Genomic DNA, 14,396 nt, shown 5'->3' with positions numbered 1-14,396 from the left:
CTCGTTTAACAGGCGTCTGTATGCCGGAAATAATCGCAGTTTCTGACGCGGCTAAAGCGTTTATCAAGCAACAAGGTGGTGTGGTGACCGTGCGTTTATCACCCCGCCACGGCTGCTGCGGAGGGCTCGCCAACGTTGCTGTCGCCGAGGCGAGCACACCCAAAGACCCTTCGCTTTACCAGGGTCATCGCGATGAAGATATCACCCTATTTATTGCAGAAGAGCTTGCCTACCAAGGGCTGCGCGTGGACGTCGAAGGATTCTGGAAGTTACGACATCTGTATGTGGATAGCGTATTGAAGTAGCTACCGTTACCGCACATACAGTTGCAAATAGGATCACCGAGCCTAACCTATTGCATCAAGGTAATACGCACGACAACCAACTATAGTGGCTAATCTTCTTTCTCCGCAGCAATTACAATCGCATTCAAGTCGTCCCAAACACCGGGGGCTGCAGCGATAATGTGGTCGCCCTTCGCCAGAGGCCAATGCTGGCAAAAAGGCGCGGTTAGGCCGCCCGCTTCACGTATCAATAGCAGGCCAGCCAAGCAGTCCCAGGGCATAATGTGATTTTCGTAGTAACCGCCTAATCGCCCTGCTGCAACGCTGGCCAGCATAAGAGCGCCGGAGCCGTTGCGGTAGAACATGCCACCGCCTGCTAGCAAGGCTTGAATGACGTTTACCGAATGCTGGGTCGGCCCCCGCTGGCTTACGCCAACGCCGATCAAGCTGTTCTGAATGGTGTGAGCGTTATTAAGGCTCAAACGCTCACCATTTAAAAAGGCGCCTTGGTTTAGACTGCCGGTAAAGGTTTCTTTATAGAGCGGCACCTGTATAACGCCCACTACGGTGGTGTCATCAAGCATTACCGCGATGGAGACACACCAATGATGTAAGCCCGCCAGAAACAAACTGGTACCGTCAATCGGGTCGATAACCCAGGTAAACCCAGATGTGCCGACCGTTTCAGGGCGTTCCTCGCCGATAATGCCGTCTTCGGGGAAGGCCGTTTGAATATGCTGGCGGATTAGATCTTCTACATTTCTGTCAGCTTGAGAAACGGCATCTTGCGCGCTCATTTTGGTTTCGACCACCAGCTCTGACTGGCGATAGAAATAGTCGGTCGCCAATTCGCCACCGCTGATAGCGACCGTGCGGGCAACGGCTAAGCGAGCGTCAATAGCAGAGGCGTCAGTGCTTGAATGATTATGAAACACGGGTTAAATCCTTTTCATTAATGACTAACGAGACGTGCTGCTTTAATCCCAGCCGCGGTTCGGCGATGGGGCGGGAAACCAAGAGTTCAGTAAAATTGGTCGCAATCACGTACTCCATACGGCTGCCCAGGTAAGTCGCACTAACGATTTCACCACTAATTGAACCAGGCTTAGCACTGCCACCAAGAACGATACGCTCCGGGCGAATGGAGACGCGGGCGTTACCTGCTTCCCCCGGAATGGCCAAGTTTAAATTGCCAGCACTAAAACAACCGGCTTCTACTTTGCCATCTACCAGGTTGGCGTCCCCGATAAAGTCGGCAACAAAGGGCGAATTGGGGCGGTCGTATAAATCTTCTGGCGTGCCTACCTGGGCAATGTGCCCAGCGTTCATCACCACGATGCGATCCGACACCGCAAGCGCCTCTTCCTGATCATGCGTGACGTAAATAGCCGTTAAGCCAAAGCGTTGCTGTAATTCACGAATTTCAGCGCGCACCCGACGGCGCAATTTGGCGTCCACATTGGACAGCGGCTCATCGAACAGCATGACATCCGGTTGCTGGGCAATGGCCCGAGCAACGGCCACCCGCTGCTGCTGGCCGCCGGAAAGCTCTGAAGGTAATCGACGGCTAAGATTGGGCAGCCCAAGTAGTTCGAGAATTTCCAGCGCGCGGGCATGGGCTTTGTTTTTGGACTCACCGCGAATAACGGGGCCATAGGAGACGTTGTCGAGAACCGACATATGTGGAAATAACGCATACGACTGGAACACCATGCCCACATTTCGCTCCGATGCCGGGCGACGGCTTACATCACGGCCATGAATCAACATCTGACCAGCAGTGGGCAACTCAAGGCCCGCCACCAGGCGTAAACTGGTGGTCTTGCCACAGCCAGAAGGGCCTAGAAAGGTCACCAGTTCGCCACGGCGAATGGATAGGTTGATCTGATCCACCGCCGTCACGTCGTTGTACTTCTTAACCACATCAATAAATTCTATGGCGAGATCAGCCATGGTTTCTCCCTTTAAACCGGGTTAATTGACACTGACGGCTTCGGATAGCTGAGGCTTAGCATTATCTGGCGCGCGTCGCCCAAGGCGTCGCTTGCCAATCAGCGCGCTGAAAATGACGATAGCGGCGATCATGACCAGCATAAGAACGGCAGAATAGGTAATTGCCAGCGCGTATTCACCGTTTTCCACGCGCCCCATAATGTAAGCCGTGGCCATATTGTGGCGTGCGCTAACCAAGAAAATAACCGCTGACACGGCCGTCATGGCGGTGACGAAGGAGTACACCATGGCCGTGAACATCGCCGGTTTCACCAACGGCAAAACAATTCGCCGCAGGGTAGTAAACCCACCGGCACCTAGCGTCTGGCTAGCCTCTTCCATTGAACGGTCGATTTGAGATAGTGCCGCAATACCCGCGCGCATTCCCACGGGCATATTGCGGAACATAAAGCAGATCACCAGTATCACCATGGTGCCGGTGATATCCACCGGTGGCACGTTAAACGCCGCCACGTAAGAGACCCCAACGACCGTGCCTGGAATCGCAAAACTGAGCATGGTGCCAAATTCAAACTGACGCTTACCGGCAAAATTTTGTCGGGCGATCAACCAGGCAGTGATAATCCCAATGGCCGTTGTCAGTGGCGCAGCCAGGGCTGATACCAACAAAGTGGTTTTAAGCGAACTCCAGGCCGAGCCATAAAACTCAATGCCGTTGCCACCCAGCTCAACCGAAAATGCCGTGCCTAGATGGCGTAACGTCGGAGTGAGATCCCAGCGGCCAATATCATTTACAAAACCACCTAATAAAACAATGGCGTAGACGGCGAGAGTAAACAGCACAAAAAGCCCCACAATGCTGTAAGACACCGCCTGCAAAGGCTTTGGAAGCGGTGCTGCCAAGCCAGCATCTGACTTGCCGGTCACCGTGACATAGCTTTTTTTGCCTAGCCAGCGCGCCTGAATCCAAAACGCCCCCAGCGTGAGTGCCAGTAAAATGATCGACAGCGTAGCGGCATTGCCCAGGTCATAGCGCGCCCCGACAACGGCAAAAAAGATTTTGGTCGATAGCACCTCATAGCCCCCGCCAAGTACCAATGGGTTGCCAAAGTCAGCCAGACTCTCGATGAAGGCAAGTAAAAAGGCAGCGGCCAGCCCTGGCCGTAATAGCGGCAAGGTAATGGTTTGGAAGGTGCGCATTGGGCCTGCGCCCAGCGTATGGGAGGCTTCTTCAAGCGAAGGGTTAATCGCCTCTAAGGTGCCGAGCAGTACCAAAAAGGTGACGGGCGTGAAGGCCAGCGTTTGTGCCATCAATATGCCAGGCAATCCGTATAGCCAGCGTGACGGCGTCACTCCAAACAGCTCTGCGCCCCAGCTGGTTACCAGCCCAGAGCGCCCAAACAAGACGATCAACGCCACCCCAACGACAAAGGGCGGCGTTATAATCGGCAGTATAGAAATAGCACGCAGCGTTTTTGTAAAGCGAAACCCGGTGCGCGCCACCAGCATCGCCAGTGCCAGGCCAAGCAGGGTAGACAATGTTGCCGACATTATCCCCAGCACGACGGAGTTGATCACCACGCCACAGTTGCCACCCTCTGGTGATATACAATTCAACCGCCACAGCTCTGGGGCGATTAACCGGGCCCCAAAGGCCTGCAGGGCCAGGCCGCCCTCTGGGTTCGTAAAGGCGGTGGTGGCAAGTTTTATAATGGGGAAAAAGACGAACAAACCGAGCAGCGCCACGACAAATACCACTGCGGCGGCTGCAAACTGGTCTCCTTTACAGAAACCGCTATCCGCCAGTTCATTGGCCAACAGCCCTAACAGGGCAATCGCCGTCAGAAAGCCGCCCCATCCCAAACCCGTTTGGCCTGTCGAGGCACCCGGAAAAAGGCCTGCAACACTCGTGAATAGCGGGCCGTTCAAGCCGATAAGCGATACTTGAAGCAGTAAACTGAGCAACCCGAAAGCCAGCAGCAGTAACGTCATAGTTTGGCGCTTTAGCGCAGATCGTTGTTGCCATACCACGAGCAAAACTATAGGCAGCACAATCACTGGCAATAACCACAAGCGGCCTGCCATGGCATGAAAAAAAGCCGATTCCCAAAGAGCCGAAATGCCGTCAGGGGGCACTTTGTACCAGGGCAATAGAAACACAGCGACACTAAGCAATAAAAGCCAGCTTGCGCTGGCTTTATGCCCAAGACCATGAGCTTTCATAAACTCTCCGCTAAGATACGCCAACTAGCGCGACAAACTAATTTGAAAAGTTAGCGTGCCAGAGAGCCAATTTCCTGATCCCAGCGCTCCAGCAAGCGGGTACGCTCTTCACTTGACCCGTACAATGCAAAGTCATAGTCAATCAAAGTGATATCGGCCAGGCGCGGAGCTTGAGGGGGCGTTTCAGCATTAACGTTAGAGGGCACCTGGAAGGAATTTGCCTGTACGGCCAACGCCTGCGCATCTGCCGATAGTGCCCAATCGTACCAAATACGTGCGTTTTCGCTGTTGGGGCCGCCCTCGATAATGCTCATGGAGCCTATCTCATAGCCAGTGCCTTCGCAGGGCGCTACGGTTTTAATCGGTGAGCCTTGAACCGCTTGGGCGACCGCATCGTGCATAAAGACAATACCAATGGCCGTCTCCCCAGTACCCGCTGCACGGATGGGAGCACTACCAGACTGAGTGTATTGGCTGACATTATTATTAAGTTCGCGCAAATAGTTGAAGGCTTCATCTTCTCCAAATAGCTGCACGAGTGTTGCCAGCAAGGTGTAGGCCGTTCCCGAGGAGTTGGGGTTAGCCACCTGGATATCATCCTGATAGCGACTGTCCAGCAGGTCAGACCAACACGATGGCACATCGTCGCTAATCAGATCAGTGTTATAACCAAAACCCAACCCGCCCGCATAAATACCCACTGTACGATAATCAGACGCCTCTGCCTGACTCACTGCCCAGTCTTGCAATTCTATCAACATAGGAGATTGATAAGCGGTTGTTAAACCTTCTTGGGCCGCCTGTAGATGAGGGTCACCAGTGCCGCCCCACCAAATATCGCCGCGCGGCTGGCCGAGCTCTGCACGGATCTGTGCATAGGTTTCACCAGAAGAGCGGCGTGTCATCAGAACGTTGATGCCGGTCTCACGCTGAAAGGCTTCTGCCATCACGCGGCACCATTTTTCATCCACGGAGCAATAGAGTACCAATTCACCGGATTCAGCTTGTGCATTCAATGTGGGTAATACGCATAGCGCGGCTGCGAATCCAACTGCTTTTTTAGTGATGTTCACCTTAGCTCTCCACTGGTAAAGAAAGACTAACGTAAAGCGCTAAGATGAACAGTCGATGACGACAAGATGGCAGTTGTATGTAACCCTCTGACGATCAGGTACAAACCCAGGAGATACGTCGACCATGGGGATATGAGGCTCTTCCTGAAAGATTGTCAGCTGTGGAGTGAGGAACGCTCTACCAACAACGTTATAGGCGCAGCGCTGCACCTTTCCGAAGGTCAAGCGTTCCGTTGATAGTTCTCCGGGAAGAAATGCCGCTCAATTAACTCAATGAGAATATGAAGCACCTTAATATGCAGCTCTTGAACTCAATCAGCAAAACTGCCCGCCGGAGTGCAGATGTAAACATCACTTAAGGCTTCAAGCTCTGGGTTACGTCTACCTGACAAAATAATAACTTTCAAACTTAGTGACTTAGCAGCACTAGCAGCTACCAATACATTTTTGCTCGTTCCGCTAGTACTAAGCGCCAATAAGCAGTCGCCCTCACGACCATGCGCCTCAATGTACCGAGAAAATACATACTCATAGCCAAGGTCGTTACCAACACAGCTTATATGCCCAGGGTCACTGATGGCAGCAGCAGCAAGCGTAGCGCGGTCTTGACGGTAACGACCTGTAAGCTCTTCAGCAAAGTGCATAGCATCACACATTGAGCCTCCGTTACCACATGAATAGACACGTCCTTTCCGTTCAAAAGTTTCTATTAATAAGTCAGCTCCACGCTCAATACTGGCAAGCGCATTTTGATTTTGAAGTAAGCTCTCAAGAGCTGTAGAAGCTTCATGCAGGCTATTTCTTATATGATAAATTGACATTTTACATCCAAATAGTTTCGACATTAATTTTAATTAAAAATAATTAACATAAAAAAATAACAACTAAAAATTATACATCGGCAGTTTTTACAGTTTTATTTCACTGATCAAAAAACCTTATCTGGTAGCCCTGTTTGGTCGGATAAAAACCTGCGGCATCATAAAACCTATGTGTTGCTGGATCTTTCGAACCCGTCATTAATGCTACTTTATAACAGCCAATTTTTTTTGAGTGACTTACAGCGTACTCAAGAAGAGACTTTCCTACTCCTTTATTTCTATAACTCTTTGAGACAATTACATTTTCAATAATTGCGAATGGACGACCAGACCAACTGAGATTGGCACAACAGTTTACCGTACAAGTGCCAATCATTTTATCTAAGGTAAAAACACCAATGACGCATCCACCACATTGTAATATTGCAGTATAAATTTCATCTACTCTGTCATCGCTAGGCCATGATGATCGTGGCCGGTCATATTCATCAATTAAATTTAGAACCTTATCAATTTCGTTTCGTTCGACTTGCCTAATTTTCATTTTTCGTTCCTGCATAGCGTGTATTTAATATCAGATAGTATCTAATCATATCCAGAATTTAGAATTTGTGGACATTTTCATGAGTCAATGTAGTTTTTTTTATTCACTTTAATGGGTTCTTAGAACACTAAAGAGAAGGATTATTGACGTCTCGCTCACGGTCTCGATGGTGACCGCTTTACTTCGTAGCAAAAGAGAATAACGCGATGAAACGTCAACAGACACTCTAAGCCTGACGTTTATCTAGAAGTGGGGTTGCTATCCGTTTCTTGCGCGCCTGTCAGAGCAGAACTAGACTCAGACTGGACTATCATATTTGCATAGCCATATATAACTATTCCCCGTCTCAGGCTTCTCAACAACCATAAAGGAGTGCTAAACAATGACACAACTGAGTCGTCGTAATTTCCTCAAACTAACCGGCAGCAGTGCCGCTGTGGGTACCCTTTCGCTCGCCCCTATAACACACGCACAGCAAGGTAGTCCTCCACTTCCACTTGGAAGCACTACCCTGCCTTATCCCCGAGAACTGGTAACAAAGCTGAGCGAGTTGGCCATCAATCAGCCGATTTATTTTAGCTACCCTGACGATCGTTCACCCTGCGTGGTAATTCGCAGAGGGCGAGAGGTCAAAGGCGGGGTTGGCCCAGAAAAAGATGTAGTGGCTTATAGCACCCAGTGCACACATATGGGCTGCCCGGCTACTTATGACCAAGAGGCAGAAGCCTTCAAGTGCCCTTGCCACTACAGCATCTTCGACCCGGATAACACGGGCCAGATGGTCATTGGCCAAGCCACCGAGAATCTGCCACGAGTCATTCTAGAGTATGACGATACCGAAGATGCCCTGGTGGCGGTGTCAATTGATGGCCTGATCTATGGCCGCCAGGCCAATATCATCTAAGTCGGGAGAACAACAATGAAACAATTTAAAGACCGTATTCCTTTACCCCCGGCAGATGCCCAGAAAACCAATATGGCCTGTCACTTCTGCATCGTAGGCTGTGGGTACCACGTCTATAAATGGCCTGCCAACCAAGAAGGTGGCAGAGATGCTAACCAGAATGCGCTGGGACTCGACTTCACCCAGCAGCTACCTCCTATGCAACTCACTATGACCCCCGCCATGGTTAATCAGATACAAGACCATGATGGACGCGAATACAACATCATGATCGTTCCTGACAAAGAGTGCAGCGTGAATAAGGGGCTATCCTCAACGCGTGGCGGCCAGATGGCCAGTGTCATGTACTCGGAGGGAACCCCTATCGGCGAGCGCCGCCTCAAGTATCCCATGGTGTATAGCGGAGACGACTGGGCAGAAACCAATTGGGAACACGCCATGGCGCTCTATGCCGGTCTGACCCAACGCATCCTCGATAATGAAGGGCCGGATCAGTTGTTCTTCAATCTCTTTGATCATGGCGGCGCTGGAGGCGGTTTTGAGAATACATGGGCTACTGGCAAGCTAATTTTTGACGGCATACAGTCAAAAATGGTGCGCATTCACAACCGCCCCGCTTACAACTCAGAATGTCACGCTAGTCGAGACATGGGCATTGGTGAGCTCAATAACAGTTATGAGGATGCGGAGGTGGCCGATGTTATCTTCTCCATCGGCGGAAATTCCTACGAGACTCAGTCAAACTGGTTCCTGGCACACTGGGAGCCGAACTTGAGGGGGGCTAACGTCGCCAAGAAGCGGGAGTGGTTTCCTGACGAGACGGTCGGTAAAGGCAAGGTTATTCTGGTTGACCCTCGACGCACACCCACCGTCGCTATCTGTGAAACGATTGCCGGTAAAGAGAATGTTCTACACTTAGCGATCCAGCCAGGCACTGATACAGCCCTGTTCAATGGACTGCTGACCTATGTGGTCGATCAAGGCTGGCATGATCAGCCCTTTATCACAGAACATACTAGCGGCTTCGAGAAGATGCTGGCCGCCAATCGGATGGAGCTGGATGAATGCAGTCGCATTACCGGCGTGAGTCAGGGCGATATACTCAAGGCCGCCGAGTGGGCCTATAAACCTAAGGCCAGTGGCCACGCCCCTCGCACCATGCATGCCTACGAAAAAGGTGTTATCTGGGGCAATGATAACTATCGGATTCAGTCCGCAATCGTCAATCTTGCTGTGGCCACCCACAATGTCGGCCAGCGTGGCACCGGCGTGGTGCGTATGGGCGGCCACCAAGAGGGTTATGTCCGCCCACCCTACCCCGGTGGACGCCCTGCGCCCTATATCGACCAGGAATTGATTAATGGTAACGGCATGATGCTAACGGTTTGGGCCTGCAATGCTTTTCAAACCACTATTAATGCCGAAACTTATCGCCAGATAATCAAGCGTCGTGCCGCTATCGTCAACCAGGCAATGGCAGAGGCAAGGGGCGGCAGCATCAATGAATTAATCGACATTATCTATGACGCTGTAAAAAATAAGGGCGGTTTGTTTATTGTTGATATCGACCTTTATCGCACGAAGTTCGCCGAATATTCACACTTAGTGTTGCCAGCTACGCATCCCGGTGAAATGAACCTCACCTCCATGAACGGTGAGCGACGGCTTCGACTTTCAGAGCGCTTCATGGATCCTCCCGGCATCGCTAAGCCAGACTGTTTGATAGCGGCCAATATGGCTAATGCTCTTAAGCAGCGCTACGAGTCGGCAGGCGACGTGACGATGGCCGAGCGTTTCGCTGGATTTAACTGGACAACCGAAGAGGATGCCTTCAACGACGGCTTCCGCATGGCCCATGAAAAGGAAATCGACAGCCAAGGTGGCCCCACAGGACATCTCGCCACCTATGAAAGGCTTCGAATGGCTGGCAACAATGGCGTCCAACTTCCCATCAAGGAGTATCGAGACGGCAAACTCATCGGAACCGAGATGCTATATACGGACTATGATTTTGATACTGATGATGGCAAGGCTCATTTCCAGCCTTCCCCCTGGAACGGCTTTCCCGAGGTAGTTCAGCAGCAGAAAGAGACCTATGATTTCTGGATAAACAACGGGAGAACCAACCATATCTGGCAGTCGGCCTACCATGACCAGCATCTGGCATTTCGCAAGGGCCGCTACCCGATGGCCCCAATTGAGATCCATCCACTTGACGCTCAAGACATAGGGATCGCCAACGGCGATATCGTTGAAGTCTACAACGATTACGGCGCGACCACGGCTATGGCCTACCTGGAACCTGATCTGAAGCGTGGTCAGGTTTTTATGATGTTTGGCTATCCTAATGGGGTGCAGGGTGATGTCATCAGTGAGTGGACGGATCGTAACCATATTCCCTACTACAAGGGCACTTGGGCAAATCTACGACGGATAGGCGCTAACCCTGCCTATCTAAGAGATGTCTCTTTCAAACGTCGTCGCTTCTCTTAAGCCAGTTTCTTCAAACCACCCAAGGCAGGAACCAAGATTCCTGCCTTGGGTAATCCTTTACGGAAAGCGATGACTAACTCTTACGCATAGCCTATTCGTAAGCACCCCAGCAATCGATCAAGCGTGGGTCGAGATACGCTTGCTATTTAGAAAAACAAAAAAGTGGCGTAGCCCGCAATCATCGCCATCGCAAAAACGACCGCGACAAAGGCCACCAGCAGCTTAAACGAGAACAATGAGCGCAGCAGGATAAGCTCAGTCAGGCTGGCTCCAGCACTCCCAATAATCAACGCCAGCACTGTTCCGGCCCCCACGCCTTTTGCCATCAGCGCAGATGCTAACGGTATAACGGCTTCAGCACGGATATACAGAGGGACACCGATAACGGCGGCGACGGGGATGGCAAAAGGATTATCGGCACCAGCATACTGTTCCAGCAAGTCAGTGGGCATAAAACCATAGATCACGCTACCAATCGCAATACCAATAAGTAGGTATGGTAAAACGTCCACGAAGTCAGACCAGGCTTCACCCCATAAACCGCTGTATCTGCTTTGCCCTAGTTTAGGCTCAGTTGTTTGACTACCACAACCGCCACCTGATTGAGCGCCAGCCGGATCGGCACTACCGCAGCCAACCGCAACTGGAGTACTACTGCAACTGCTACTTTCACAATCGGTCGCTACTGGCTTGACGCCGCAGCTATTGGTCGAGGCTTCACACCCTGAAGCTGTATAAGTTTCAGCGCGGCGCACGTAACGCTCGAAGCCAAAAGTCTGTAGTAACCAGCCGGCGGCCAAAGAGACAATCAGTGCCGCTAGAACGTAGATAGCGGTGAGGGTAAAACCAAAGGTGGCAGCCAACAGACCAACAACAATAGGGTTTAACAGCGGAGAGGCAAATAGGAACACCATCATAGGCCCGAACCCGGCACGTGCACGAATCAGGCCTTTCAGCATTGGAATCGTTGAGCAACTACAGAAGGGTGTGATAGCCCCCAGTCCCGCAGCGAGAAAGTAGCTACGGGATCGGTTAGAACTTAGCAAAGCCTCGACCTTGGATGGCGGGATATGGCGTTGAAGCGCCCCTACCAGGAAGCTAATGCCAATAAACAAGGCCGATAGCTCGACCGCGAGAAAGGCAAACATGCCTAACGTATCTTGCAATTGAGGGGACACGACAAAGCTCCTATAATTCTAGATTAATCGAATTATTGAAGCTTAGATTGCAACCTTTGTACTCGTCAACTATATTTCTAGATACTTGGAAATTATATGCAAAAAAAACATAGCAATGAAAAAATAGAACAGAGAGAAAATAGAACAGAGAGAAAATAGAAGACAGCATGGAGAGTTTTATGGATCATGAAGGGGTCGCCGCCAGCTTGGCTGAGCTTGGTAACACGCACCGTTTGGCGGTGTTTCGCTTTTTAGTCAAGGCTGGCCATCGCGGAGCCCCTGTCGGAGAGATACAGAAAGCGTTGGATATCCCAGCTTCAACGCTATCGCATCACTTATCTCGTATGGCTAGAGTAGGTTTAATTAAGCAGGAGAAGCACAGCCGCACTATCGTCTGTATACCTGATTACCATCACCTACAAAATCTGATTGGCTTCTTACAGGCGGAATGTTGTATAGGGGAAAATATGGAGCCTGTTGCGGCATCTTTATAACTGACTACCCTGGTTTAATCAGGGTTTTAGAGAGTAAAAGACCTTTATGTAAATGGCTCACCCCTGCAATCGCGGCACACGAATAAACAGCAGCGCTAAACACGCCGCCAGCATCAATCCTGTGGTCAGCCATAGCGCACCAGCGCCGTTTTGCTCTATCAGTAGTCCAAATAGCAGCGGCGCAAAGGCTTGCGCGGCCCTTGCCGGGGCGATAATCAAGCCCTGACGCTGACCAAACCCTTTCGGGCCAAACAGTGCCAGCGGCAGTGTGCCGGAGGCAATTGTCATCATGCCATTGCCCGCACCGTGCAGCAGCGCAAAGCCTGCTGCGGGCATACCCATTGTGGCCAGCAATGCCGCACCTAAGGGGTGAAGCGTAGTGGCGACACGAGCGGCTACCAGCGGATGCAAATGGCGTAAAAGTGCAAACTCACCCAGTCGAGCGGCCACTTGCGCAGGGCCTACTAGCGCTGCAGCAGCGACGGCCACCGAAAGCGATACGCCGGTTTCCTGCAGAAGCCTGGGTAGATGTGCCGCCATCGCCGTTGAGACAAACCAGCCCGCGGCAAACACATAGGCTAACAACATCATCGCCAGGCGAGGACGCTCCGGCGGCGGCGCCGATTTATCGTCATCTTGCTGGGCCGCACTATCGGCTGCTTTGGGCAAGCAGGCATTCAGCGGCAGCCCCACCACAATATGCAGCATGGCCCAGGCGCCGCAGGCTGCCCGCCACCCGAACTCATTTTCCAACAAAGCTGTTAGTGGCCAGCCGATGGTACTGGCAAAACCCGCCAGTAGCGTTACGCCGGTAATTGACGAGCGCGCACTACGCCCCAACAACCGTCCCAAGGTGGCAAAGGCGGCGTCGTATAGGCCCATCGCCATGCCAATGCCGACAATGAGCCAAGCGAACATTAAGCTGAGAAGACCTTGAGAGAGCGCCATGATGACCAGGCCAAGCGCCAAGACAGCGTTCGAAGCCATCAGCACGCCTCGCCCACCCTGTTGGTCAATCAAACGCCCTACGCTGGGGCCCAGCATGGCGGTTAACAGTAAGGCGGCAGAAAACGCCGCAAATACCCAGCTTGGTGCCATCCCCAGTTCGCGGGCCATGGGTACCGCAAGGATAGCGGGCAAGTAGTAACTTGATGCCCAGGCAAGGGTCTGCGCGCTGCCTAAGGTGAGCGTTAAACCCCAGTTGGGCGAACGAATCATGCGACTTGTCTAGGCAACGCTAGCGCCATCAATGCGCTAGCCGCCACCAAGGCTGCCGATACCCAAAGGCAGGCGCTTAGCCCGTAGGCCATATATAGCCAGCCCGACAGTAGCGTGCCCACTAAACGCCCCATGGCATTGGCCATATAGTAAAAGCCGACATCCATGGAGACGCCGTCGGCGCGGGCATAATGCACAATCAAATAGCTGTGCCAGCTGGAGTTAATCGCAAACAGCACCCCAAAGGCGAGCAAGCCGACGACTAACCAGCCGACTTGGGCCAAGGGCAGCATCGCCAACACGATTGCCAGCACTGCCAGTGCCGCCGCCCAGCCAGCGGTCAGCGCCCGGGCATCGCCTTTGATTAGCCGGGTTAATTTAGGCGCCTGGGTTTGCACCCCACCATAGCCAATCACCCACACCGCCAGCAGCCCACCCACTGTCCAGTGAGTCCAGCCGTGCTGATCGTATAAAAACACTGGCAGTGCTACGACAAACCACACATCCCGCGCCGAAAATAGACAGAAGCGCGCCGCAGAGAGTACGTTAATCGCGGGTGATTTTGAGAAGATTTCGGAGAACTTCGGCTTTACTTTTTGCCGACCTAAATCCGCCTTGAGCCTCAGCAGCGAAAGCAGTAACACGCCGCCCAGCATCACCGCCATAACAAACACAGCGGCCTGGAAGCCAATCAAGGTGAGCAGCAGCCCGCCGACAAAAAAGCCCAGCCCTTTTAGCGCGTTTTTAGAGCCGGTCAACATCGCCACCCAGCGGTAGAGTGAGCTATTGGCGTTGGCGCTCTCTTTTGGAACCAACACCTTAACGGCGCTTTTAGCGCTCATTTTGTTGAGGTCTTTAGCAATACCCGAAATCGCTTGTGCGGCCATCACCCAAACAACGGTCAACAGGCTAGCGGGTACCATCAGCATGGCAAGGGCAATAATTTGCAGCCCTAGCCCCACATTCATAGTGCGATTGAGCCCCAAGCGCGCCCCCAACCAGCCGCCTACCAGGTTAGTCACTACGCCAAAGGCTTCATAAAATAGAAACAGCATGGCAATGGCCAACGGCGAGTAGCCCAATTGGTGGAAGTGCATCACCACCAGCATGCGCAGCGCGCCATCGGTAATCGTGAACGCCCAGTAGTTACCGGTAATCAGCATGTATTGGCGCACCTCGAAAGGTAGCGCCTTTACCCGTGTCAGCATTGA

The 14,396-nt window shown here is 52.1% G+C and carries 13 protein-coding genes; 4 read left to right on the top strand and 9 right to left on the bottom strand.

The features are described 5' to 3' along the window. Positions 1–20: 20 nt before the first annotated feature. On the top strand, positions 21–305 hold the full coding sequence (locus QT231_RS09140) for a CC/Se motif family (seleno)protein (RefSeq protein WP_308336595.1): 285 nt from the start codon (positions 21–23) through the stop codon (positions 303–305). A gap of 89 nt (positions 306–394) precedes the next feature. Here QT231_RS09140 and QT231_RS09135 read toward each other — a convergent pair whose 3' ends face one another. The 6 genes from QT231_RS09135 to QT231_RS09110 all read right to left on the bottom strand — a co-directional run bounded on the left by QT231_RS09135 (position 395) and on the right by QT231_RS09110 (position 6,898). Beyond that, the gene (locus QT231_RS09135) at positions 395–1,219 is read right to left on the bottom strand and encodes an inositol monophosphatase (RefSeq protein WP_308336594.1); all 825 of its coding nucleotides are present in this window, start codon (positions 1,217–1,219) and stop codon (positions 395–397) included. Beyond that, positions 1,209–2,237 (bottom strand): ABC transporter ATP-binding protein, encoded by a 1,029-nt coding sequence (locus tag QT231_RS09130; RefSeq protein ID WP_308336593.1) that lies wholly within the window; start codon positions 2,235–2,237, stop codon positions 1,209–1,211. The genes QT231_RS09135 and QT231_RS09130 overlap by 11 nt, the downstream gene beginning before the upstream one ends. 21 nt (positions 2,238–2,258) lie before the next feature. Continuing rightward, on the bottom strand, positions 2,259–4,460 hold the full coding sequence (locus tag QT231_RS09125) for an iron ABC transporter permease (RefSeq protein ID WP_308336592.1): 2,202 nt from the start codon (positions 4,458–4,460) through the stop codon (positions 2,259–2,261). A gap of 50 nt (positions 4,461–4,510) precedes the next feature. Then, a complete protein-coding gene (locus QT231_RS09120; protein ID WP_308336591.1) occupies positions 4,511–5,533 on the bottom strand; it encodes an ABC transporter substrate-binding protein in 1,023 nt (340 codons plus the stop codon). A gap of 311 nt (positions 5,534–5,844) precedes the next feature. Further along, positions 5,845–6,354 carry an SIS domain-containing protein gene (locus QT231_RS09115; RefSeq protein ID WP_308336590.1) on the bottom strand — a complete coding sequence of 170 codons (510 nt, stop codon included), beginning with the start codon at positions 6,352–6,354 and terminating at the stop codon, positions 5,845–5,847. A 100-nt stretch (positions 6,355–6,454) separates the two neighbouring features. Next, complete coding sequence (locus tag QT231_RS09110) at positions 6,455–6,898, bottom strand: GNAT family N-acetyltransferase (protein ID WP_308336589.1); 444 nt, start codon at positions 6,896–6,898, stop codon at positions 6,455–6,457. Positions 6,899–7,280: 382 nt separating this feature from the next. Between QT231_RS09110 and QT231_RS09105 the strand changes: the two genes are divergently transcribed. Next, positions 7,281–7,802, top strand: coding sequence for an arsenate reductase (azurin) small subunit (locus QT231_RS09105; protein WP_308336588.1), 522 nt, complete (start codon positions 7,281–7,283; stop codon positions 7,800–7,802). Positions 7,803–7,817: 15 nt separating this feature from the next. Continuing rightward, positions 7,818–10,295 (top strand): arsenate reductase (azurin) large subunit, encoded by a 2,478-nt coding sequence (locus QT231_RS09100; RefSeq protein WP_308336587.1) that lies wholly within the window; start codon positions 7,818–7,820, stop codon positions 10,293–10,295. A 146-nt stretch (positions 10,296–10,441) separates the two neighbouring features. On the opposite strand, the gene QT231_RS09095 is transcribed toward QT231_RS09100, so the two are convergent. Further along, positions 10,442–11,473, bottom strand: coding sequence for a permease (locus QT231_RS09095; RefSeq protein WP_308336586.1), 1,032 nt, complete (start codon positions 11,471–11,473; stop codon positions 10,442–10,444). A gap of 179 nt (positions 11,474–11,652) precedes the next feature. On the opposite strand from QT231_RS09095, the gene QT231_RS09090 reads away from it, so the two are divergent. Next, positions 11,653–11,967: a helix-turn-helix domain-containing protein gene (locus tag QT231_RS09090; protein WP_308336585.1), complete on the top strand. Its 315-nt coding sequence runs from the start codon at positions 11,653–11,655 to the stop codon at positions 11,965–11,967. A 57-nt stretch (positions 11,968–12,024) separates the two neighbouring features. Here the strand turns inward: QT231_RS09090 and QT231_RS09085 are convergent, their stop codons facing one another. Continuing rightward, entirely contained in the window at positions 12,025–13,185 is a 1,161-nt protein-coding gene (locus QT231_RS09085; protein ID WP_308336584.1) for an MFS transporter, read from the bottom strand. Continuing rightward, positions 13,182–14,393 (bottom strand): organoarsenical effux MFS transporter ArsJ, encoded by a 1,212-nt coding sequence (gene arsJ, locus QT231_RS09080; protein ID WP_308336612.1) that lies wholly within the window; start codon positions 14,391–14,393, stop codon positions 13,182–13,184. The genes QT231_RS09085 and arsJ overlap by 4 nt, the downstream gene beginning before the upstream one ends. Positions 14,394–14,396 lie beyond the last annotated feature (3 nt).

The organism is Halomonas sp. SpR1 (assembly GCF_031010175.1).
In the GTDB taxonomy this organism is placed as follows: domain Bacteria; phylum Pseudomonadota; class Gammaproteobacteria; order Pseudomonadales; family Halomonadaceae; genus Vreelandella.
The sequence above is the reverse complement of the archived record's forward strand: the minus strand, read 5'-3'. Positions and strand labels throughout refer to the sequence as shown.

Excerpts from the sequence above, each read along its gene's own strand:
- QT231_RS09140 (WP_308336595.1), top strand. The coding sequence starts at position 21 with ATGCCGGAAATAATCGCAGTTTCTGACGCGGCTAAAGCGTTTATCAAG.
- QT231_RS09130 (WP_308336593.1), bottom strand. The coding sequence starts at position 2,237 with ATGGCTGATCTCGCCATAGAATTTATTGATGTGGTTAAGAAGTACAAC.
- QT231_RS09125 (WP_308336592.1), bottom strand. The coding sequence starts at position 4,460 with ATGAAAGCTCATGGTCTTGGGCATAAAGCCAGCGCAAGCTGGCTTTTA.
- QT231_RS09115 (WP_308336590.1), bottom strand. The coding sequence starts at position 6,354 with ATGTCAATTTATCATATAAGAAATAGCCTGCATGAAGCTTCTACAGCT.
- QT231_RS09110 (WP_308336589.1), bottom strand. The coding sequence starts at position 6,898 with ATGAAAATTAGGCAAGTCGAACGAAACGAAATTGATAAGGTTCTAAAT.
- QT231_RS09105 (WP_308336588.1), top strand. The coding sequence starts at position 7,281 with ATGACACAACTGAGTCGTCGTAATTTCCTCAAACTAACCGGCAGCAGT.
- QT231_RS09100 (WP_308336587.1), top strand. The coding sequence starts at position 7,818 with ATGAAACAATTTAAAGACCGTATTCCTTTACCCCCGGCAGATGCCCAG.
- QT231_RS09090 (WP_308336585.1), top strand. The coding sequence starts at position 11,653 with ATGGATCATGAAGGGGTCGCCGCCAGCTTGGCTGAGCTTGGTAACACG.
- QT231_RS09085 (WP_308336584.1), bottom strand. The coding sequence starts at position 13,185 with ATGATTCGTTCGCCCAACTGGGGTTTAACGCTCACCTTAGGCAGCGCG.
- arsJ (WP_308336612.1), bottom strand. The coding sequence starts at position 14,393 with ATGCTGACACGGGTAAAGGCGCTACCTTTCGAGGTGCGCCAATACATG.